21 protein-coding genes are annotated in these 19,397 nt (G+C 71.5%); 12 read left to right on the forward strand and 9 right to left on the reverse strand.

What is annotated here, in order from left to right:
• Positions 1 to 20: 20 nt before the first annotated feature.
• The 9 genes from hisD to ACFO60_RS18975 all read left to right on the forward strand — a co-directional run bounded on the left by hisD (position 21) and on the right by ACFO60_RS18975 (position 7,483).
• A complete protein-coding gene (gene hisD / locus ACFO60_RS18935) occupies positions 21 to 1,325 on the forward strand; it encodes a histidinol dehydrogenase (protein ID WP_380841766.1) in 1,305 nt (434 codons plus the stop codon).
• Positions 1,322 to 2,521 carry a histidinol-phosphate transaminase gene (locus tag ACFO60_RS18940; RefSeq protein ID WP_380841768.1) on the forward strand — a complete coding sequence of 400 codons (1,200 nt, stop codon included), beginning with the start codon at positions 1,322 to 1,324 and terminating at the stop codon, positions 2,519 to 2,521. The genes hisD and ACFO60_RS18940 overlap by 4 nt, the downstream gene beginning before the upstream one ends.
• Positions 2,518 to 3,138: an imidazoleglycerol-phosphate dehydratase HisB gene (gene hisB, locus ACFO60_RS18945; RefSeq protein WP_380841770.1), complete on the forward strand. Its 621-nt coding sequence runs from the start codon at positions 2,518 to 2,520 to the stop codon at positions 3,136 to 3,138. Before ACFO60_RS18940 ends, hisB begins: the two co-directional genes overlap by 4 nt.
• On the forward strand, positions 3,135 to 3,290 hold the full coding sequence (locus ACFO60_RS18950; protein ID WP_380841772.1) for a hypothetical protein: 156 nt from the start codon (positions 3,135 to 3,137) through the stop codon (positions 3,288 to 3,290). The genes hisB and ACFO60_RS18950 overlap by 4 nt, the downstream gene beginning before the upstream one ends.
• Positions 3,281 to 3,913, forward strand: a complete 633-nt coding sequence (hisH, locus tag ACFO60_RS18955; protein ID WP_380841774.1) for an imidazole glycerol phosphate synthase subunit HisH — start codon at positions 3,281 to 3,283, stop codon at positions 3,911 to 3,913. The genes ACFO60_RS18950 and hisH overlap by 10 nt, the downstream gene beginning before the upstream one ends.
• An 81-nt stretch (positions 3,914 to 3,994) precedes the next feature.
• Positions 3,995 to 4,333, forward strand: coding sequence for a hypothetical protein (locus ACFO60_RS18960; RefSeq protein WP_380841776.1), 339 nt, complete (start codon positions 3,995 to 3,997; stop codon positions 4,331 to 4,333).
• A 4-nt stretch (positions 4,334 to 4,337) separates the two neighbouring features.
• Positions 4,338 to 5,060, forward strand: a complete 723-nt coding sequence (gene priA, locus ACFO60_RS18965) for a bifunctional 1-(5-phosphoribosyl)-5-((5-phosphoribosylamino)methylideneamino)imidazole-4-carboxamide isomerase/phosphoribosylanthranilate isomerase PriA (RefSeq protein ID WP_380841778.1) — start codon at positions 4,338 to 4,340, stop codon at positions 5,058 to 5,060.
• Positions 5,057 to 5,827 (forward strand): imidazole glycerol phosphate synthase subunit HisF, encoded by a 771-nt coding sequence (hisF, locus tag ACFO60_RS18970; protein ID WP_380841780.1) that lies wholly within the window; start codon positions 5,057 to 5,059, stop codon positions 5,825 to 5,827. Before priA ends, hisF begins: the two co-directional genes overlap by 4 nt.
• A gap of 144 nt (positions 5,828 to 5,971) precedes the next feature.
• Entirely contained in the window at positions 5,972 to 7,483 is a 1,512-nt protein-coding gene (locus ACFO60_RS18975) for an LppU/SCO3897 family protein (RefSeq protein WP_380841782.1), read from the forward strand.
• A gap of 161 nt (positions 7,484 to 7,644) precedes the next feature.
• Here the strand turns inward: ACFO60_RS18975 and ACFO60_RS18980 are convergent, their stop codons facing one another.
• The 3 genes from ACFO60_RS18980 to ACFO60_RS18990 all read right to left on the reverse strand — a co-directional run bounded on the left by ACFO60_RS18980 (position 7,645) and on the right by ACFO60_RS18990 (position 9,506).
• Positions 7,645 to 8,481, reverse strand: coding sequence for an alpha/beta fold hydrolase (locus ACFO60_RS18980; RefSeq protein ID WP_380841784.1), 837 nt, complete (start codon positions 8,479 to 8,481; stop codon positions 7,645 to 7,647).
• Positions 8,482 to 8,507: 26 nt separating this feature from the next.
• Entirely contained in the window at positions 8,508 to 8,669 is a 162-nt protein-coding gene (locus tag ACFO60_RS18985; protein ID WP_380841785.1) for a hypothetical protein, read from the reverse strand.
• A 201-nt stretch (positions 8,670 to 8,870) separates the two neighbouring features.
• Positions 8,871 to 9,506 (reverse strand): TIGR03085 family metal-binding protein, encoded by a 636-nt coding sequence (locus ACFO60_RS18990; RefSeq protein ID WP_380841786.1) that lies wholly within the window; start codon positions 9,504 to 9,506, stop codon positions 8,871 to 8,873.
• 328 nt (positions 9,507 to 9,834) lie between these two features.
• Between ACFO60_RS18990 and ACFO60_RS18995 the strand changes: the two genes are divergently transcribed.
• Together ACFO60_RS18995 and ACFO60_RS19000 are read left to right on the forward strand one after the other, a co-directional pair.
• Entirely contained in the window at positions 9,835 to 11,622 is a 1,788-nt protein-coding gene (locus ACFO60_RS18995) for an ABC transporter ATP-binding protein (RefSeq protein WP_380841988.1), read from the forward strand.
• Positions 11,619 to 13,439 carry an ABC transporter ATP-binding protein gene (locus tag ACFO60_RS19000; protein WP_380841787.1) on the forward strand — a complete coding sequence of 607 codons (1,821 nt, stop codon included), beginning with the start codon at positions 11,619 to 11,621 and terminating at the stop codon, positions 13,437 to 13,439. Before ACFO60_RS18995 ends, ACFO60_RS19000 begins: the two co-directional genes overlap by 4 nt.
• 30 nt (positions 13,440 to 13,469) lie before the next feature.
• Here ACFO60_RS19000 and ACFO60_RS19005 read toward each other — a convergent pair whose 3' ends face one another.
• Positions 13,470 to 14,852, reverse strand: a complete 1,383-nt coding sequence (locus ACFO60_RS19005) for a hypothetical protein (RefSeq protein ID WP_380841788.1) — start codon at positions 14,850 to 14,852, stop codon at positions 13,470 to 13,472.
• Between the two features lie 198 nt (positions 14,853 to 15,050).
• Between ACFO60_RS19005 and ACFO60_RS19010 the strand changes: the two genes are divergently transcribed.
• Positions 15,051 to 15,272: a hypothetical protein gene (locus tag ACFO60_RS19010; RefSeq protein ID WP_380841789.1), complete on the forward strand. Its 222-nt coding sequence runs from the start codon at positions 15,051 to 15,053 to the stop codon at positions 15,270 to 15,272.
• A gap of 270 nt (positions 15,273 to 15,542) precedes the next feature.
• Here ACFO60_RS19010 and ACFO60_RS19015 read toward each other — a convergent pair whose 3' ends face one another.
• The 5 genes from ACFO60_RS19015 to ACFO60_RS19040 form a co-directional block, all read right to left on the reverse strand.
• Positions 15,543 to 15,953 carry a transposase gene (locus ACFO60_RS19015; protein WP_380841790.1) on the reverse strand — a complete coding sequence of 137 codons (411 nt, stop codon included), beginning with the start codon at positions 15,951 to 15,953 and terminating at the stop codon, positions 15,543 to 15,545.
• A gap of 133 nt (positions 15,954 to 16,086) precedes the next feature.
• Complete coding sequence (locus ACFO60_RS19020) at positions 16,087 to 16,992, reverse strand: hypothetical protein (protein WP_380841791.1); 906 nt, start codon at positions 16,990 to 16,992, stop codon at positions 16,087 to 16,089.
• A gap of 20 nt (positions 16,993 to 17,012) precedes the next feature.
• The gene (locus ACFO60_RS19025) at positions 17,013 to 17,381 is read right to left on the reverse strand and encodes a hypothetical protein (RefSeq protein WP_380841792.1); all 369 of its coding nucleotides are present in this window, start codon (positions 17,379 to 17,381) and stop codon (positions 17,013 to 17,015) included.
• Between the two features lie 115 nt (positions 17,382 to 17,496).
• Positions 17,497 to 18,345 carry a helix-turn-helix domain-containing protein gene (locus ACFO60_RS19030; protein WP_380841794.1) on the reverse strand — a complete coding sequence of 283 codons (849 nt, stop codon included), beginning with the start codon at positions 18,343 to 18,345 and terminating at the stop codon, positions 17,497 to 17,499.
• A gap of 143 nt (positions 18,346 to 18,488) precedes the next feature.
• On the reverse strand, positions 18,489 to 19,295 hold the full coding sequence (locus tag ACFO60_RS19040; protein WP_380841797.1) for an ABC transporter permease: 807 nt from the start codon (positions 19,293 to 19,295) through the stop codon (positions 18,489 to 18,491).
• Between the last annotated feature and the right edge of the window lie 102 nt (positions 19,296 to 19,397).

Raw genomic sequence — 19,397 nt, forward strand, 5'->3', positions numbered from 1 at the left:
ACCCTCCGTAGACTGGTCCGGTGATATCCCGTATCGACATGCGCGGGTCCCTTCCGGAGAACCTGCGCGACGTGCTGCCCCGCGCCGAGCTCGACGTCGAGGCCGCCCTGTCGAAGGTGCGGCCCCTGTGCGACGACGTGCGCCATAGGGGCGTGGCGGCCGTACGGGAGTGGACCGCCCGCTTCGACGGTGTGGAGCTCGGCTCGACGCGCGTGCCGCCGGCGGCGCTCACCGAGGCGCTCGCCGCCCTCGATCCCGCAGTCCGCGCCGCGCTGGAGGAGTCCATCCGCCGCGCGCGCCTGGTGCACCGCGACCAGCGCCGCACCGACACCACCACCCAGGTCGTGCCCGGCGGCACGGTCACCGAGCGCTGGGTCCCGGTCGACCGGGTGGGCCTGTACGTCCCTGGCGGCCGTGCCGTGTACCCCTCCAGCGTCGTCATGAACGTCGTGCCCGCCCAGGAGGCCGGTGTGGCGTCCCTGGCGGTCACCTCGCCGCCGCAGGCCGACTTCGGCGGGCTGCCGCACCCGACGATCCTGGCGGCGTGCGCGCTGCTCGGCGTCGACGAGGTGTACGCCGTTGGCGGCGCCCAGGCCGTGGCGATGTTCGCCTACGGCACCGAAGAGTGCAAGCCGGTCACCATGGTCACCGGGCCGGGCAACATCTGGGTCGCGGCCGCCAAGCGGCTGCTCAAGGGCCGCATCGGCATCGACTCCGAGGCCGGCCCCACCGAGATCGCCGTGCTCGCCGACGACACCGCCGACCCCGCCCACGTGGCCGCCGACCTGATCAGCCAGGCCGAGCACGACGTGATCGCCGCCGCGGTGCTGGTGACCACCAGCGAGGCCCTGGCCGACGCCGTCGAGCGCGAGCTCGCGCCGCAGGTGGCCGCCACCAAGCACTCCGAGCGCATCACCGAGGCGCTGTCGGGCCGGCAGTCGGGCATCGTGCTGGTGTCGTCCCTGGACGACGGCCTGCGGGTGGTCGACGCCTACGCCGCCGAGCACCTGGAGATCCAGACCGCCGACGCCCACGCGGTCGCCGCGCGGGTGCGCAACGCCGGGGCGGTCTTCATCGGCGCCTACGCCCCGGTCTCCCTGGGCGACTACCTGGCCGGGTCCAACCACGTGCTGCCGACCGGCGGCTGCGCCTGCCATTCCTCGGGCCTGTCGGTGCAGACGTTCCTGCGCGGCATCCACGTGGTCGACTACAGCCGCGAGGCGCTGGCCGGCGCCGCCTCCCACGTGTACGCGCTGTCGGAGGCCGAGGACCTCCCCGCCCACGGCGCCGCCGTACGGGTGCGGTTCGAGGGCGGTGCGCGATGACGGCGCCCACGGGCCCCGCCGCCACGGGATCCGCCGCGACGGGGCCGGCGGCCGGGAGGCCGGTGCGGCTCTCCGACCTGCCGATCCGTGACGACCTGCGCGGCCGCTCGCCGTACGGGGCGCCGCAGATCGACGTGCCGGTGCGGCTGAACACCAACGAGAACCCCTACGGGCCTCCCGCCGGGCTGGTCGCCGACCTCGCCGAGGCGGTCCGCCGCGACGCCGCCGACCTCAACCGCTACCCCGACCGCGACGCCGTCGCCCTGCGCGAGGACCTCGCGGCCTATCTCGGGCACGGGCTCCACGCGGCGCAGGTGTGGGCGGCGAACGGCTCCAACGAGGTGCTGCAGCAGATCCTGCAGGCGTTCGGCGGGCCGGGCAGGTCGGCCATGGGGTTCGAGCCGTCGTACTCCATGCACCCGATCATCACGACCGGCGCCTCCACCCGCTGGATCACCGGGGCCCGCGAGGACGATTTCGGCCTGGACCCCGAGAAGGCCGTGGCCGCGATCGAGGAGCACCGGCCCGACATCGTCTTCCTGACCAGCCCCAACAACCCGACGGGCACGGCGCTGCCGCTGGAGGCCGTCCAGCGGGTGGTCCAGGCCGCGCCGGGCATGGTCGTGGTCGACGAGGCCTACTTCGAGTTCGCCCGCACGGGCACGCCGAGCGCGCTCACCCTGCTGCCCGGCAACCCGCGGCTGATCGTCACCCGCACCATGTCCAAGGCGTTCGCCATGGCGGGCACGCGCCTCGGCTATCTCGCCGCCGACCCGGCGGTGATCGAGGCTCTGCTGCTGGTGCGCCTGCCCTATCACCTCTCCACGCTGACCCAGGCGGCGGCGCGGGTCGCCCTCGCCCATCAGGGCGAGCTGCTCGGCACCGTCGACCGGCTGCGCGCCGAGCGCGACGCGTGCGTGCTGCGCCTGCGCGAGCAGGGGTTGTCGGTGGCCGACTCCGACGCCAACTTCGTGCTGTTCGGCCGGTTCCCCGACCGCCACGCGGTCTGGGAGGCGCTGCTCGCGCGCGGCGTGCTGATCCGTGAGGTGGGCCCGCCGCAGTGGCTGCGGGTCTCCATCGGCACGGCCGGCGAGACCGCCGCCTTCCACGAGGCGCTGACGGCCGTGCTGGCCTTCTCAGACGTCATCCCCGCGTCCGGCAGGCCCGGACACGAAGACCCGGAGGAAATCGCGTGACCAGTCCCGCCGTAGGCGCGCCGAGGCCGAGGTCCGGCCGCGTCGAGCGTACGACCAAGGAGACCTCGGTGCTGGTGGAGGTCGACCTGGACGGCACCGGCAAGGTCGAGGTGTCCACCGGCGTCGGCTTCTTCGACCACATGCTCGCCCAGCTCGGCAAGCACGGCCTGTTCGACCTGACCGTGAAGACCGACGGCGACCTGCACATCGACTCCCACCACACCATCGAGGACACCGCCCTGGCCCTGGGCGCCGCGTTCCGCGAGGCGCTGGGCGACAAGTCGGGCATCAGGCGGTTCGGCAATGCCTCGTGCCCGCTGGACGAGGCGCTCGCCGAGGTCACCGTCGACCTGTCCGGCCGCCCCTATCTGGTGCACGCCGAGCCCGAGGGCATGGCGCCGATGATCGGGCCCGACTACGACACCACGCTCACCCGGCACATCCTGGAGTCCTTCGTGGCCCAGGCGGCGATCTGCCTGCACGTGCGCGTGCCCTACGGGCGCAACGCCCACCACATCGTCGAGGCGCAGTTCAAGGCGCTGGCCCGGGCGCTGCGCGCGGCCAGCGAGCGCGACCCGCGCGCCACCGGGGTGCCGAGCACCAAGGGGGTCCTGTGAGCTCCAACTGGACCGCCGTCGCCATGGTCTTCCTCGGCCTCTTCCTGATCGGCGGCGTCGTCTCGTTCGTCAGGCAGGGCATGAAGGCCGGCGCCGTCGTCTGCGGCGTCGGGGCCGCGCTGTCGATCACCGCGGGGGTGCTGTGGTGGTGAACGTCGTCGTCCTGGACTACGGCTCGGGCAACCTGCGCTCGGCCGAGCGGGCGCTGGCCCGCACCGGGGCCGAGGTGACGGTGACCGCCGACTTCGACGCGGCGATGGCGGCCGACGGCCTGGTCGTCCCGGGGGTCGGCGCCTTCTCGGCCTGCATGGGCGGGCTGAAGGCCGTGCGCGGCGAGCAGATCATCGGACGCCGTCTCGCCGGAGGCCGCCCGGTCCTCGGCATCTGCGTCGGCATGCAGATCCTCTTCGCCGAGGGCGTCGAGCACGGCGAGCACACCGAGGGGTGCGGCGAGTGGCCCGGCGTGGTCGAGAGGCTGGACGCGCCGGTCCTGCCCCACATGGGGTGGAACACCGTCCAGGCGCCCGAGGGGTCGGTGCTGTTCGCCGGGCTGGACGCCGCGACGCGCTTCTACTTCGTGCACTCCTACGGGGTGCGCAAGTTCGACTTGGAGGCCGGGCCCGGCTTCGAGCAGCCGCTGGTCACCTGGGCCGAGCACGGCGTGCCGTTCGTCGCGGCGGTGGAGAACGGCCCGCTCATGGCCACGCAGTTCCACCCCGAGAAGTCCGGCGACGCGGGTGCGGTCCTGCTGCGCAACTGGGTGGGCACACTGTGATGTCCCGGCAGGCGCCCGTCTCGTCCCGCCCGCCGGCGTTACGCCCGGCGGCGACGTGCTCCAAGGGCTGAAGGCGGCCGGGTGAGCAAGGAACGCGCGCGCCGCCGCGCCGAGCGGGAGGCCGAGAACGCCCGTCAGGCCGCCCTGCGCGCAGAAAGAGAGGCGCGGAAGGCCAGGCGGCGCAGGTTGCGCGCCCGGCTGGCAGCGGCGGTGCCCCGCCCGGTGCGCGTCGCCCGCCAGGGCGGCCTGATCGCCCGGCGCCACCGCGCGCAGAACACCGTCGTCGCGGTGCTGTTCGTGCTCGTCCAGGTGATCGCCTGGCTGCTGCTCGATGGCTGGGCGGCCAGGGTAGGCGTCCTGGTGCTGTCCATTTTGATGCTGCCGGTGCTCGTCACCGTCATATTCGACCGGAGGTCCTAGAACAATGTCGCTGGTGCTGTTGCCCGCAGTGGACGTCGCGGACGGGAAGGCCGTGCGCCTCGTGCAGGGCGAGGCGGGTACGGAGACCTCCTACGGCGACCCGCTCGCCGCGGCCCTGGCCTGGCAGAGCGCCGGCGCCGAGTGGATCCATCTGGTCGACCTGGACGCCGCGTTCGGCCGGGGCTCCAACCGCGAGCTGCTGGCCTCGGTCGTCGGGACGCTGGACGTCGAGGTGGAGCTGTCGGGCGGCATCCGCGACGACGCGTCGCTGGCCGCCGCGCTCGCCACCGGCTGCCGGCGGGTGAACATCGGCACCGCCGCGCTGGAGGATCCGGCCTGGTGCTCGAAGATCATCGCCGAGTACGGCGACCGCGTCGCCGTCGGCCTGGACGTGCGCGGCACCACGCTGGCCGCGCGCGGATGGACGCAGGAGGGCGGCGACCTGTGGGAGGTGCTCGACCGGCTGGAGGCCGACGGCTGCCCCCGCTACGTCGTCACCGACGTCACCAAGGACGGCACGCTGCGCGGCCCCAACCTCGACCTGCTGCGCAAGGTGTGCGCGCGCACCGACAAGCCGGTGATCGCCAGCGGCGGCGTGTCGTCGCTGGACGACCTGCGCGCGCTGGCGACGCTGGTCCCCGAGGGCGTGGAGGGCGCGATCGTCGGCAAGGCGCTGTACGCGCAGGCGTTCACGCTGGAGGAGGCCCTGTCGGCGGTGCGGGCATGAGCGTCGCCGTACGGGTGATCCCCTGTCTGGACGTGGACGCCGGGCGGGTCGTCAAGGGCGTCAACTTCGAGAACCTCAGGGACGCCGGAGACCCCGTCGAGCTGGCGCGTCGCTACGACGCCGAAGGCGCCGACGAGCTCACCTTCCTGGACATCACCGCCTCCTCGGGCGACAGAGAGACCATGATCGACGTGGTCCGCCGCACCGCCGAGCAGGTGTTCATCCCGCTGACCGTCGGCGGGGGAGTGCGGGCGGTCGAGGACGTCGACCGGCTGCTGCGCGCCGGGGCCGACAAGGTCGCGCTCAACACCGCGGCCATCGCCCGCCCCGAGCTGCTGACCGAGACCTCGCGCAGGTTCGGCGCCCAGTGCATCGTGCTGTCGGTGGACGCCCGGCGGGTCGTCGGCGGCGAGCCGACGCCGTCGGGGTTCGAGGTGACCACGCACGGCGGCCGCCGCGGCACGGGCATCGACGCCGTCGAGTGGGCGCGGCGCGGGCAGGAGCTGGGCGTGGGCGAGATCCTGCTCAACTCCATGGACGGGGACGGCACCAAGGACGGCTACGACCTTGAGATGATCACGGCGGTGCGGGCGGCGGTCACGGTGCCGGTCATCGCCAGCGGCGGCGCGGGCGCGCTCGGCGACTTCCCGCCGGCGGTGGCCGCGGGGGCGGACGCGGTGCTCGCCGCGAGCGTCTTCCACTTCGGCCAGCTCAAGATCTCCGAGGTGAAGGACACCTTGCGCGCCGCGGGTCATCCGGTGCGCTAGCAATCGCGTGGGGTGCGGTGGCGCCCATTACCCCCTTGGGAGCGGTCCAAACCTCTCGAATGCTGGAATGTCTTCGCATGTCGCGTGGTGATCCGCTACGGTCATGCGGGTCCTTCTACGGTGCCGCAGACACAAGGATCTCCCGTGACCTCTCCCTCCAGTCCTCAGCAGCCGGATTCGCCTTACGAGCAGGGCTCACCTTATCCGGGAGCGCACCAGCAGGGGTCCTACCCGCAGCAGTCCTCGTCGCCGTACGGCGCCGCCGCGCCGCAGGACCCGAACCAGGCCGCGCCCGCCGGGCAGACCTATCCGGGCCAGGACCCGCTGAGCCAGGATCCCCTCGGCCTGGGCTACGGCACCCGGCAGCAGAGCGCGCACCAGCAGCGGTCCCCGTACGGCGAGACGGCGCAGGACGGCTACCAGCAGGCGGCGTACGGCGCCCAGGGGAACGCCTACGCCTCCGGTCAGGGCGCCTACACGGGACCGCAGGACGCGTACCCGGGCGGCCAGAGCGCCTACCCGGGCGGCCAGAGCGCCTACCCGGGCGGCCAGAGCGCCTACACGGGCGGTGAGGGTGCCTACGCGGGCGGTGGGAGCGCGCACACGGGCGCTCATGGCGCGCACGCGGGTCAGCAGGGCGCGTATACGTCACAGCAGGGCGGATACGCCGACCGGCAGGACCCTTACGCCGCCCAGCAGGGCGGGTACACCGCGCAGCAGGAGCAGCAGGGCTACGCCGCCCAGCAGGCGTACGGCTCGCAGCAGGGCTACGGCTCCCAGCCCGGTTACGGCTCCCAGCAGGGTTACGGCTCCGAGCAGGGTTACGGCGCGCAGCAGGGTTATGGCACGCAGCCCGGCCACGGCGCCCAGCAGCCCGGTTACGGCGAGCCCGCTTACGGTGCCCAGCCCGCTTACGGTGCCCAGCCCGGTTACGGCGAGGCCGGTCAGGGCGCCCAGCAGGGGCAGGCGGTCAACGGCGCCACCGGTCACACCGGCGGTCAGGGCGGGTACGGCGGTCAGCAGGGTGCGGACGGCTACGGCGGCCACCAGCAGGCCCATGCCCAGGCGCAGTCCCCGTACCAGCAGACCCAGGTCCAGGAGCGTCACGCGCAGGACCCCTACCAGCAGGGGGCGCAGGCCGGGCAGGAGTCCGCCCGGCAGCAGTACGCCGCCGGGTACGGCCAGGGCCTGCCGCAAGGTCAGGACCCCTACGCGCAGCAGGGCGGTGGCGGCCAGTGGCAGCCCGAGGAGACCCCGGCCCCGGCCAAGAAGAAGACCGGCAAGCTGCTGGGCGCGCTCGGCGCGGTGGCCATCTTCGTCGTCATCGCGGTCGTGAAGATCGGCGGCGTCTTCGCCGTGCGGGAAGGCGCCGGGGCGATCGGCGACCAGGTGACCGGCGCTCCGCGAATCGCCCACGCGGGCGACTGCATGTCCGGGCAGAGCGAGAACACCCTCAAGGTCGTCGACTGCAAGGACGCCACCGTCGAGTGGAAGATCTCCCAGAAGGTCGACGGCAAGACCGAGGCGCAGTTCAACGCCGACAAGAGGTTCACCATGTGCCGCGACAAGAAGGTCACCTCGGCCTACTGGGAAGGCCCCAAGTCGGGCGGCGTCGGCTGGGTCCTCTGCCTGATCCCGATGAACAAGAAGAGCTGAGCACGTTCGCGGGGCCGGCCGCCGGCCCGCCGCGCGACGCCCTCACCCCGCCGCCCCACCGCCCGCGGGCCCCGCGCCGATCGAAGATCGCCCGCTGATCGAAAGGCCGGCTCGGGCAACGGCGGCGGGGAACGCCGGGTCTCGCCGGGGCGCGGACGTGGTCAGGCGGGCAGCGGGCGCTCGCGCGCGAGGGTCTCGTGGAGGCGGGCGGCGAAGGCGCGGGGACGCAGGACGCCCGCGTTGTGGCCGCCGGGGAACTCCACGCAGGGCGCGCCCAGCGCCTCGGCGAGCAGGCGCGCGCAGCGGTGCGGCCAGATGCGCGCCGAGGTCGCGCCGGCGGCGGCGACCACGCGGGTGGAGGCGGCCTTGAGTGCGGGTATGTCGAGCTCGTGGCGGCGGACCGCCGGGGCGTCGTTGGAGAGGAAGAACTCGAGGTTCGCGAGGCGGTCCATCCCCGGGGCCTTGATCGGAGCGTCGGGCTCGCGGTCGGTGAGGTCCAGGCCCGCGAGGACCACGAACTTGCGCAGGGCCGGTATCACGCCCTCGTTCCGGTGGGTGTCCTCGATGTCGCGCTGCGCCTGCCTGGCCTCCGAGCGCTCGGGCTCGGGGAGCAACTGGAAGGCGGGCGGTTCGTGGGCGACCAGGACGCTCACCTGACCGGGGTGCCGGGACACCAGTTCCAGGCCGACCATGGCGCCGAGGCTGCTGCCGTAGACCTGGACGGGCTCGGAGGTCAGCGCGGCGAGCAGGCGGTGGACGTCGTCGGCGTGCGTGGTGAGGGTCAGGGGCCGCTCCTGGCCGGTGATCGCGCTGCCGGACAGGCCGCGGCGGTCGTAGGTGAGGACCGTGTACCTGTCGTCGAGCTGGGACGCCAGGCCTGCGCTGGTGGTGGCGTCCCCGTCGCCGCCCGCGATGAGCAGCAGGAGAGGGCCGGTGCCCCGCAGGGCGTACCGCAACCGGGCGCCGGGAACCTCGATCGTCTTCCAGCCGGTGGTCATGAGTGGTGATCCGCCGAGAGGGACGCTCAGCCGGTGAGGCTGGAGAAGAACAGGGCGAGGCGGCTCGCGCCGGTCGTGATGCCGTCGAAGACGCCCCTGACCGCGCCGGCGGCCTCGGCGGGGCGGGAGTAGAGATAAAAGACGACAAAGGCGATGGCCAGGTACATGAGCACCTTCTTGGTCTGCATCGGACTCCCTCCCGCGAACCTGTGGCGTGGTCCTGCCCGGAGGGCGGGACGCCCGATCCGGGGACCGGTCAGGTCCCCGGATTGATCATAGCCAGGCGTGCCCCGCCCGACGCGGTGGCCGTCGCCGGGCCTGCCATGCCGGCATCAACGAAAACTCGCCCCGACCGGTTCCGCCCTTGACGCAGGGGGCGCCGCGGTGGGTCAGAGGCCTAGGGCGGCGGTGCGGAGGCGGTCGACGGAGGGCTGGTCGCCCTCGTAGGTGACGCGGGCGTGCTCCTGGCGGCCGAAGGCGAACATGAGCAGTTCGACGGGCTCGCCGGTCACGATGACGTGCGGTTCGGCCTTCTTGCCGCCCGCCTTGCGGCCGTCGGGCAGGCGCAGCACCACGCCCACCGGTGCCTTGCGGAGCATGAGGCGGGCGCCGGCCGACACCCGCTTCCAGAGCGCTTCTGTGAGGTCGGCCGGCAGCTCGCGCGGCTGCCAGCCGGGCTGGGCCCGGCGCACGTCCTCATGGTGGACGAGGAACTCCAGCGTGTTGACGAGATCGTCCATCCCTGGCAGGAAGCCGTACGGAGACCACCGGGGCGGTCCCTGGCGGACGGCGTCCACCAGCTCGGGGTAGCTCCTGCCGGTTTTGATCTTGTTCTGCACGGACGCGGTGTAGCCGGCGAGCGGCTTGATCGCGATGCCGCCGGCGGCGTCCGGCCGGCGCTCGCGCAGGACGAGGTGGGCGGTCAGGTCGGCGGTCGTCCACCCGGCGCACAGCGTGGGGGCGTCGGGTCCGAGACGGTCGAGGAGGTCGGTCAGTGCTGCGCGCTCAGCGCGTGCGTGCGTCACCCTGATCACCCTAACAAGAGCTTCGATCATCTCCGGCAGAGGCCCCGCTCGCTTGATCGCCGCAGGCTCTGCGCACGGCGCGGTCGCGTCGCGATGCGCATGACGGCCGCGGTGCCGGTGCCCGGTGGCGGCCGTGCTGCGGTGCTCATGGTGGGGGAGGAGGCGAGTGCCCGAGGTGGGACGTAGGGGTGGGAATAAATGAGTTGTCCCGGATGATAGGGATTGAGGCGGACCGGTTCCCCGGCGAGCTCCGGCGGCCCGCCAGGCCTCGTCCCCCATCGAGAGGATCCCCCGCGTGCCGAGCGAGCGCGATCACAGTCCGACCGTCATGCGCCAGGGGTTCGGTGTCATCGGCCATGCCATCCGCGGCGAGCCGCGCGTCTTCATCGGTGCGGTGCTGTCCAGCTCGGTGTACGGCCTGATGACCGTCGGCTCGTCCTGGGCGCTGGGCTGGGCCACCGAGAACGCCGTCCTGCCCGCCTTCAGCGCGGGGCACGCGGTCACGGGCACGCTGGTCACGGCCGCGCTGCTGATCGTCGGCGTCGCGGTGCTGAAGGCCGCGGGGGTGATCGGCCGCCGGGTGCTCGCCGGCATCATGCAGTACCGCATGCAGGCGCGGTCGCGCCGCGAGGTGACCCGCCAGTATCTGCGGCTGCCCCTCGCCTGGCACCACCGCCACCCGACCGGCCAGCTGTTGTCGAACGCCGGCTCTGACATCGAGGCGGCCTGGGCGCCGCTCGCCCCGCTGCCGATGGCCGTCGGCGTCGTCGTCATGCTCGTCGCCGCGGCCGTCGCCATCTTGGTCGTCGACCCGGTGCTGGCCCTCGTCGGCTTCCTGATCTTCCCGGCCATCGCGGTGCTGAACCTCGTCTACCAGCGCAGGCTCTCCCCGCTGGCGATGCGGGCTCAGCAACTGCGCGCCGAGGTCAGCGAGATCGCGCACGAGAGCTTCGAGGGGGCGCTCGTCGTCAAGACCCTCGGCCGTGAGGAGACCGAGGCGGCGCGCTTCCAGGCCAAGGCCGACCGGCTGCGCGACGCCAACATCGCCGTGGGCCGCATCCGCGGCATGTTCGACCCGCTTCTGGAGGCCCTGCCCACGCTCGGCGTGCTGGCGGTGCTGCTGTTCGGGTCGGTGCGCCTGGCCGCGGGGGACGTCTCCTCCGGTGAGCTCATCCAGGTCTCCTACCTGTTCACGCTGCTGGCCTTCCCCGTGCGCGCGCTCGGCTGGGTGCTGGCCGAACTGCCGCGCAGCGTCGTCGGATGGCGGCGGGTGCAGGACGTGCTGAACGCCTCCGGCTCGATGGAGTTCGGCGCCGCCCGCCTGGCGGCGGACGGCCCGGCGCGCGTCGAGGTGCACGACCTGGCCTTCGGGTACCTGCCGGGCGCCCCCGTGCTGTCCGGCGTCGGCTTCGACGTCCGGCCCGGCCGCACGGTCGCGCTCGTCGGGCCCACGGGCGCGGGCAAGTCGACGCTGACCCAGCTCCTGGTCCGCCTCGTCGACCCCGACGAGGGCCGGGTGCTCATCGACGGAGTCGACCTGCGGCAGGTGGCCCGGGGCGAGGTGAGCTCCGTCGCGGCCCTGGTGCCGCAGCAGACGTTCCTGTTCGACGACACGGTGCGCGGCAACCTGACGCTGGGGACCGGCGCTGACGACGTGCCCGACGAGAAGGTGTGGGCGGCGCTGCGACTGGCGCAGGCCGAGGGCTTCGTGAGCGCCCTGCCCAAGAACCTGGACACCCGCATCGGCGAGCGCGGCGCGACGCTGTCCGGCGGCCAGCGGCAGCGCCTGGCGCTCGCCCGCGCGCTGGTGCGCGATCCCCGGCTGCTCATCTTGGACGACGCCACCTCAAGCGTGGACGCGCAGGTGGAGAGCCGCATCCTCTTCGGCCTGCGGGACGGCTCGCCCGACTCCACGGTGATCGTCGTCGCCTACCGCATGGCGACGATCGCGCTGGCCGACGAGGTGGTCTACCTGGAGCAGGGACGGGTCGTCGACCACGGCGCCCATGACGAGTTGCTGGCCCGCTGCGAGGGCTACCGCAATCTCGTCACCGCATACGAACGCGAAGAGGCCGAGCGGGCGGCGCTGGACGCCGACGAGGAGATCGTGGCATGACGACGCGAGTGGAGGAACGCGGCGCCGCCGTGCAGGCAGGCGGCTCGCTGCGCGTGGAGGAGCGCTCGGCCCTGGGGACGCTGCGGCGCGGGCTCGCCCTGTCGCCGGAGTTCCGCATGGGGCTGCCGGTCACGCTGCTGCTGGCGGTTCTCGCCACGCTCGGCAAGGTGATCGTCCCCTTTGCGGTTCAGCAGGTCATCGACCGTGGTCTGAAGAACACCGCGACACCGGACATGGCCTTCATCACGAAGGCCGTCCTCGTCTGCGCGGCCGCGGTGCTGCTCACCGCGGTGTGCGGCTACCTGATGAACGTGCGGCTCTACCGCTCGACCGAGTCGGGGCTCGCCTCGCTACGCGGCAAGGCGTTCCGGCACGTCCACGACCTGTCGGTGCTGACACAGAACACCGAACGACGGGGTGCGCTGGTCTCCCGGGTCACCAGCGACGTGGACCAGATCAGCACGTTCATGCAGTGGGGTGGCCTCATGGTCATCATCTCGGTTGGTCAGCTGCTCATCGCGAGCGTCATGATGGCGTTCTACTCCTGGCAGCTGGCGCTGGTCGTCTGGGCGTGCTTCCTGCCGATGGTCATCGCGCTGCCGAGATTCCAGCGGTTGGTGGCCCGCGCCTACACCCAGGTCCGCGAGCGCACCGGCGACATGCTGGCGGCGGTCAGCGAGTCGGTGGTGGGCAGCGCGGTGATCCGGGCGTACGGGTCGGAGGACCGCACCGCGCGGCGCATCGACGCGGCCGTCGACGCCCACCAGAGGGCGCAGACCCGCGCCCAGAAGATCATCGCGTTCACGTTCCCTGCCACCGAGCTGGTGGGCGCGGTGGCGATCGCCGGCGTCGTCCTGCTCGGCGTCGAGCTGGGCGTGGGCGGCACGATCTCCGCCGGGCGGCTGATCGCGTTCCTGTTCCTGATCACGCTGTTCATCAGCCCTCTGCAGACGGCGACCGAGGTGCTGAACGACGCGCAGAACGCCGTCGCCGGGTGGCGGCGGGTGCTCGGCGTCCTCGACACCCCCGCGGACGTGGCGGACCCCGGCGAGAAGGGCGCGGTGCTGCCGCGCGGCCCGATCACGGTGTCCTTCAAGGACGTCGGCTTCCACTACCCCGACGGGCCGCAGGTGCTGCACGAGGTGTCGGTGGAGATAGCGCCCCGCACGCGCGTCGCCGTCGTGGGGGAGACCGGCTCGGGCAAGACGACCTTCGCCAAGCTGCTCACCCGGCTCATGGACCCGACCTCAGGGCGCATCCTGGTCGACGGAGTGGACCTGCGCAAGGTGCGGTTCTCCTCGCTGCGCGAGCGCATCGTCATGGTGCCGCAGGACGGGTTCCTGTTCGACGGCACCCTCGCCGACAACATCCGCTACGGCCGCCCTTCGGCGAACGACGCCGACATCACCCTGGCCATGACCGAGTTGGGCCTGACCGACTGGCTGGACGGCCTGCCCGCGGGCCTTTCGACCTCCGTCGGCCAGCGCGGCGAGTCGCTGTCGGCCGGCGAGCGCCAGCTCGTCGCGCTGGCACGGGCCTACCTCGCCGACCCCGACCTGCTGCTGCTGGACGAGGCCACCTCCGCGGTGGACCCTGCGACGGAGGTGCGGCTGGCGCGGGCGCTCGACGGCGTCACCCGCGGCCGGACGGCCGTCTCGATCGCCCACCGCCTGTCCACCGCGGAGGCGGCGGACGAGGTGCTGGTGTTCGAGCACGGCCGCATCGTCCAGCGAGGCCCGCACGCCGAACTGGTGCGCCAGGACGGCGTCTACGCCGACCTGTACGCCTCCTGGACCTCCGCCGCCCGCACCTCTTAAGAGGTACTTCCGCCCGTCTCCGGCAGTGATTCACGACAGCTTGGGGACGTTCACGTCAGGCCTCCGCAACACGCTCTCGATGGTGATGTCACGCTTGCGGGTGGGGACGTAGGGGCCATCACGGAGCTCCTGGAACGCCGTGACGAGCATCCCGCCCACCCCTCCTGTGATCGCTCCCACGACCGCGCCGAAAGGCTTCGGCAGGGCGTCGGTGTCGATGTAGCTCCCTAGAGCGGCGCCCACGGCGCTGCCGAGCAGTTCGACACCCGGACGGGCCATGGTCGTCATGGCGCCGATCATCGTGGACCTCCGTGGCCCCCGGGCCGCCTCGCGCAACGCCGCCGCGTAGTCGAAGATCGCTTTTCTGAGGTTGTCCGCACGGTCGGGCGAGGGGTTCACCGCCCAAGCGGCGCGCATGTCGAAGTATTGCTGGGCGGGGTCGCCGTTCCTGATCGCGAAGAGCTCCGCGCTGTCCGCGAGGGACAGGGTGGCGAGGGAAGGTAGTTGGACCTCGACCTGGAAAGTCACGGGCGTCAGCCCGGCCGTGCGACGCCCCAGCTCAGGATGGAGCGGAACCGCGTTGCGCGCCAGCACACCGGGGATGTTGTGCCCGCAGCCGAACTGGTCGGCCTGGCTCTGCTGATAGCACAAGTTGACCGTGTCGACCAGGAGCTCGATCTCGTCGTAGACGGGCAGCGGTCGCAGATGGTCGGTCCGCTTGACGGCGTCCAGAAGGTCTCGAGGCTTGCTGAAGCCGGTGTCGCCCGAAAGGAGACCCAGCTTCTTGCCCACGGCGTTGAAGATCTCGGCTCGCCTGACACCGGTGCCTTCGCGGGCGGACGTCAGCCGCTCGGCCTCCTCCAGGCAGCCGACCCTGAACGGCTCGATCCTCCGCCACATTATGGCGAGTCGTTCATCGTCGGTTCGCAGTTCCGCTTGCTCCGCCAGCACTCGGCGGGCCAGTTCGCCGAAGGACGCCCCCATGTTGTCCGGCCAGACGATCAAATTCGTCTCGGACGCGGTGAAGGCGCCGTCCAGGCGTTCGGCCAGATCCTGCGGGCTCTGCTGGAACTGGTCCCGCTCTATGCCGAAGATGCCGTGCAGGCCGATGTCGTCGAGGCTCTGGGCGAAGGTCTCGGTGCCTTGCGACCGGAAGGCTGGAATGACCAGGCCGGCTTTGAGCGCGCGCAGGAACAGGGGATACCTGGAGCCTTCGAGATGCTCGATCAGATATCGGCAGTTGAAGAAGAAGACGTCCGTGACGATCAGGGGAGAGGGCTCGAACAGGAGGTGGAAGACGAGGCTGTCGCGGAAGTGATCTGGCCTGATCACGTGTTCGATGCCGCCGTCGGAGGGTGAGAAGTACCAGCCGCGGAGATTGGCGTCGGTCCGCCGGTTCGGTGACTCGGTCATGTTTCCCCTCTTCTCCGTCCGTATCTGGTTCGCGACGAACCCGCCGACACCCGCGGACGATCGCCATGGAACCCCTGGGACCTTGCAGCCGTCTTTCAGGTCGGTTGCGGTACGGCTGTTCGTCGGCCGCGTCGTGCTGGCGAGGCGTGGCGACTCAGTCCTGGGGAATCGGAGTACGACCACGACAAGTACCGCCGGTTGGTCCGTGAGTTGCAGATCCGGCCGCTGATCGCCCGCCGCGGCACCCCTCACGACTCCGGCCTGGGCAAACACCGCTACGTCGTCGAGCAGACCTCCGCTTTGTTGCACGCCTTCCGCCGCCTGCGCATCCGCAGGGAGATCAGAGACGACATCCACCAAGCCTTCCTCGGCCTGGCCTGTGCCCTCATCTGCTGGCGCCGCCTCACTTCATTGCGTTAGGACCTCTTAGAGGGCACCTGAGACGCGGCCTGACGATGGCGAAACGGAACCGGTGACCCCTGGTCCGTGGCCGTGCAAGGACGGTGTGCCGAGCGACCGGTGTCCGGCCGCCGGCTGCGTCGTCGACCGCGGCGTGGAGCTTGCTGCTCAGCCCGCTGCGGGATCGCCCGAGCCAGGCAGCCTTCGCCCGGGCTTTGCGGCGTCGCCGTGCGGCGCCACGATCCTGCCGCGACGACGCGTCGGTGTCATCGGTGCCGTCGGTGTCGGGGGTTACCTGCGGCGCATCACCCGCAGCACCGGCGGCTGCTCCGGCAGTCGAGCCCCCTTTTCCTCGGTCAGCGCCTGTTCCAGCGCATCCAGGGTCTCCCCGGCGACCGCCAGCCCGGCCGACTCCTGATGCGCCCGCACGATCGTGGAATCCACACTGACCGACTCCAGCCCCACCTGCCCACGCGATGCGGCCTCGGCGATCAACGCGTCCATCAGCCCCTGGAACACCCCGGCCTTGGCCCAGCCGCTGAACCGGGAGTACAGCGTGGACCAAGGCCCGTAGCGTTCCGGAACATCACGCCAGCCAGACCCGGTACGAAAACGCAACAAGATCCCGTTGAACTGATCACGTGCCCGCCGTGGCAGCGCCCGGTAGCCGCCACCGGCAGACACGGCTCGATCAACGCCCACTCGGCATCCGTCACATCAAAGCGCGCCACATCCGAGTTCTACCAGCCTCAGGGCCTCACCTAGATCCGAACCCGAACAGCTCCTAGCTAGTGCGTTGACCTGGAATGTTCGGTGAACCTTACAAGCCAGCGCACTACCTCGCTGTTTCGGTGAGCAGGTCGTGAGTGCTTTGGGCGGTGGCCGCGCGGGTCAGCCAAGTTTCCAGCCGGGCGAGGTCGGTGCAGGCGGTGATGCGGGCGCGGATGTCGTCCGGGACGTCAAGGCCGCGGGCGGTCAGCACCAGCAGGACCGCTCTGGCCGCCTCTTCAGCCTGGCCTTGCGCCTGGCCTTGCGCCTGGCCTTTGGCCTGGCCTTCTTCCAGCCCGCGGCCGTAGTGCTCGCGGGCGAACGGGCTGTAGACGGGCCAGGTGGTGGACCTCATGATCTCCTCCAAGAGACGCCGCACCTCGGGCGCGGCCATGCTGTAAGCGTATTCATAATACTTCGGAGCGTGATCGCTGGGCAGGTCCTTAATCGCTGCGATGAACGCCTCGGCGATCTTGCGGTCCCGTCCGTGGACCATGACCGCCATGGCTGCCAGTTCGGGATGGGCGGCGGCCTGCCGGGGGTCGGTGACGGCGGGAATGTCGCCGGGGCCCAGCACGTGGGCCTGGAACCGGTAGCCGGTCAGCCCGGAGTCGACCGGCCGGGCATAGTGGGCGGCGGCCTTGGCGTCGGGGCAGATGACCAGGACGCTGACGTCGCAGTTCAGCATCAGCCACAGCACGGCCGCGTAGCGAGCCAGCTGTCTGGGGTCCTTGGACCTGTCCTGCTGGATTTCCACGATGACGGCGTGCGCTGGGCCTTGCGGTGGCCCGAGCACCATGACCAGGTCGGCTTCGATGTCGTCGGACCGGCGGGTGTTGAAGGTGGTGCTCTCCAGTTGGACCAGCGGTGTGGCGGGCAACTCCACGCCCATCAGGTCGCGCAGGATTTCCACCGCGAGTTGGGGGCGGTCTTTGAAGATTTGCACGAGGGCGTCATGTCGGGGAGACGGCATGGTGCCTGAGTGTAATGGAATCAATGCATGGAGTTATCACCTCCATTGCAGCCGCCGTTCGTGGTTGCTTGCGCCTCGTGGCAGCGGTCGGGGCGGCGGGGGGAGGGGGTCATGGCGTGGCAGATGCGCGCCGCGGTGGCGTGCGGGTCTTCGACGGGGGCGATGCGCTCGGCCCACGACCACCAGTACCACCACTGATCACCGCCCCGGGCCGCGAAGATGACCTCCGAGACGGTGGGCACCGTGGTGCTCACCACGATGAGCTGGGGCACCCCGCCGTCGGTCACCCCGACGCGCACATGCAGGCCGCGCGCCCGCAGCAGTTCGCCGAGCCGCCGCAGATGGTCGGTGGCGGTGGCCGCGCTCGCCACCTTGTCCGCGGTCGCCATCGTCGTCTCCGTCCGCCAAGGGTGGCCGTGCGAGACGGGCCGCGGCCCGTGTCACCACGGAGTGCGTCGCCCGCGACGCTAGGCGACCGCCGGCCGGCGGATCAACGATGTTGCTTCATGTTCCTCGCAGGCGTTCGCCCGCGGCCTTGATGAGCTCGCGCGCGGCCTGCCCGTAGACGGCCGCTTCGGAGAGCCGGGCGAAGGCCTTCTCGTACAGGGCGACGTCGCTGGGGATCTTGATGCGGTACTGGCCGGGGATCGTGTCCACCCTGACCTGCGTGTCGTCGTAGATCCAGAAGTTCTCCGGCGGCATGATCCGCGGGCGCGCGGTGGCGGGGATCACGCCGAAGCTGAGCCGCGGCGTGTTGGCCGTGAGGCCCGCCAGCCGGTCGAGCTGCTCCAGCATGCCGTCCGGCTCGCACACCTGGGTGCGCAGCGCCTGCTCGCCGACGATGAACATGAACCGCCTGCCGCCGGCCGACAGCACTTCCTGCTGCGCCAGCCGTGCCGCCACGGCCACGTCCAGGTCGTCGGGGATGCCGCGGAAGTCGATGACGGCGCGCAGGTGTGCACGGGCGTAGCCGGGGGTCTGCAGCAGGCCGGGCACCGCGGAGTGCTGGAAGACCCGGAACTGCTGGGTGCCGCGGTAGAGGGACTGGAAGGACTCCTGGACGTGGCGCAGCCCGGTGGACTCAAGGCGCCGCCAGTCGGTGTACATGGAGTCGATGTTGCGGACGGCGGCGATCAGGTCCACCACGTACTCCTCGGCGTCGCATACCTGGCACCAGACCCGGATGTCGTTCTCGTTCGGCATCTGCGCCGCGTTCTCGATCTTGGACACCTTGGAGTAGTGCCAGCCCGCCTGCGAGGCCAGGGCCCGTCCGGTGATGCTCGCCTCGCTGCGGATCTCGCGCAGCCGGGCGGCCAGGATTCCCTTGGCTTCGGTGATGCGCGGGGGAGGCATGCAAGGCCACCTCTACGGGGCGTGGACCAGGTGACGTCGCCGACGTCCCGACCGTAACCGAAGGATCCTGGCAATTCCCGCATGTTGCGCGATGTTGCTCGGCCGGGCCGGCCTCAGCCGCTGCGCGCCGCTCGCGCCGGCCGTCAGTGCGTGCCGGCGGTGCCGGACAGGCGCTGGGCCAGGTAGATGGGGACCACTGACACGACGATGAGCGCAGCGGCCACGACGTTGACGACCGGCGCCTGATTCGGGCGGAACAGGTTCTCGAAGATCCAGATGGGCAGCGTCCTCACTCCGGCCCCGGCGGTGAACGTGGTCACGATGATCTCGTCGAACGACAGCGCGAACGCCAGCAACCCGCCCGCCAGCAGCGCCGAACGCATCATCGGGAAGGTGACCAGGCGGAAGGTCGTGAAGGTGTCCGCGCCCAGGTCGGCCGACGCCTCCTCGACGCTTCGGCCCGTGCGGCGCAGCCGCGCCAGCACGTTGTTGTGCACGGTGACGACGCAGAACGTCGCATGTCCGACGATCACCGTGAACAGTCCGAGCCCGATGCCGAAGGGCTCGAAGACCGTGCGGAAGGCATTGTTGAGCGCGATGCCGGTCACGATGCCGGGCAGCGCGATCGGCAGCACGATGAGCAGCGAGACGGCGTCCCGGCCGAAGAACCGGTGGCGCTGCACGGCGAAGGCCGCCATCGTGCCGAGCACCAGGGCGATCGCCGTCGCCCCCAGCCCCGCCTGCACCGAGGTCCACAGCGCGTCGCGCACGCCCGAGGAGTTCCAGGCCGCGCTCCACCAGCGCGTGGTGAACCCGGCCGGTGGCCAGGCGAAGGTCCGGTCGGAGTTGAAGGAGTTCAGCAGCACGATCGCCAGGGGCACGTAGATGACGCCGAGCCCGAGCGTCAGCGCCAGGCGCAGCGCCAGCCGTGTCGTGCGGGACAGGTTCACCGGGGCCTCCTGGCCGTGGGGTCCGCGGGGTCCGCGGGCGTCGGGTCCGTGGGGTCCGCGGGCGTGTCCGTGGGGCGGGGCGGGGTCGCGGGTCTTCCGGGG

The organism is Sphaerisporangium dianthi, assembly GCF_042654065.1.
GTDB lineage: Bacteria > Actinomycetota > Actinomycetes > Streptosporangiales > Streptosporangiaceae > Sphaerisporangium > Sphaerisporangium dianthi.

Bases quoted from the DNA above. Each gene is read 5' to 3' on its own strand.
- ACFO60_RS18940 (WP_380841768.1), top strand. From the start codon at position 1,322: ATGACGGCGCCCACGGGCCCCGCCGCCACGGGATCCGCCGCGACGGGG.
- priA (WP_380841778.1), top strand. From the start codon at position 4,338: ATGTCGCTGGTGCTGTTGCCCGCAGTGGACGTCGCGGACGGGAAGGCC.
- hisF (WP_380841780.1), top strand. From the start codon at position 5,057: ATGAGCGTCGCCGTACGGGTGATCCCCTGTCTGGACGTGGACGCCGGG.
- ACFO60_RS18980 (WP_380841784.1), bottom strand. From the start codon at position 8,481: ATGACCACCGGCTGGAAGACGATCGAGGTTCCCGGCGCCCGGTTGCGG.
- ACFO60_RS18985 (WP_380841785.1), bottom strand. From the start codon at position 8,669: ATGCAGACCAAGAAGGTGCTCATGTACCTGGCCATCGCCTTTGTCGTC.
- ACFO60_RS18995 (WP_380841988.1), top strand. From the start codon at position 9,835: ATGCGCCAGGGGTTCGGTGTCATCGGCCATGCCATCCGCGGCGAGCCG.
- ACFO60_RS19000 (WP_380841787.1), top strand. From the start codon at position 11,619: ATGACGACGCGAGTGGAGGAACGCGGCGCCGCCGTGCAGGCAGGCGGC.
- ACFO60_RS19005 (WP_380841788.1), bottom strand. From the start codon at position 14,852: ATGACCGAGTCACCGAACCGGCGGACCGACGCCAATCTCCGCGGCTGG.
- ACFO60_RS19020 (WP_380841791.1), bottom strand. From the start codon at position 16,992: ATGCCGTCTCCCCGACATGACGCCCTCGTGCAAATCTTCAAAGACCGC.
- ACFO60_RS19025 (WP_380841792.1), bottom strand. From the start codon at position 17,381: ATGGCGACCGCGGACAAGGTGGCGAGCGCGGCCACCGCCACCGACCAT.
- ACFO60_RS19030 (WP_380841794.1), bottom strand. From the start codon at position 18,345: ATGCCTCCCCCGCGCATCACCGAAGCCAAGGGAATCCTGGCCGCCCGG.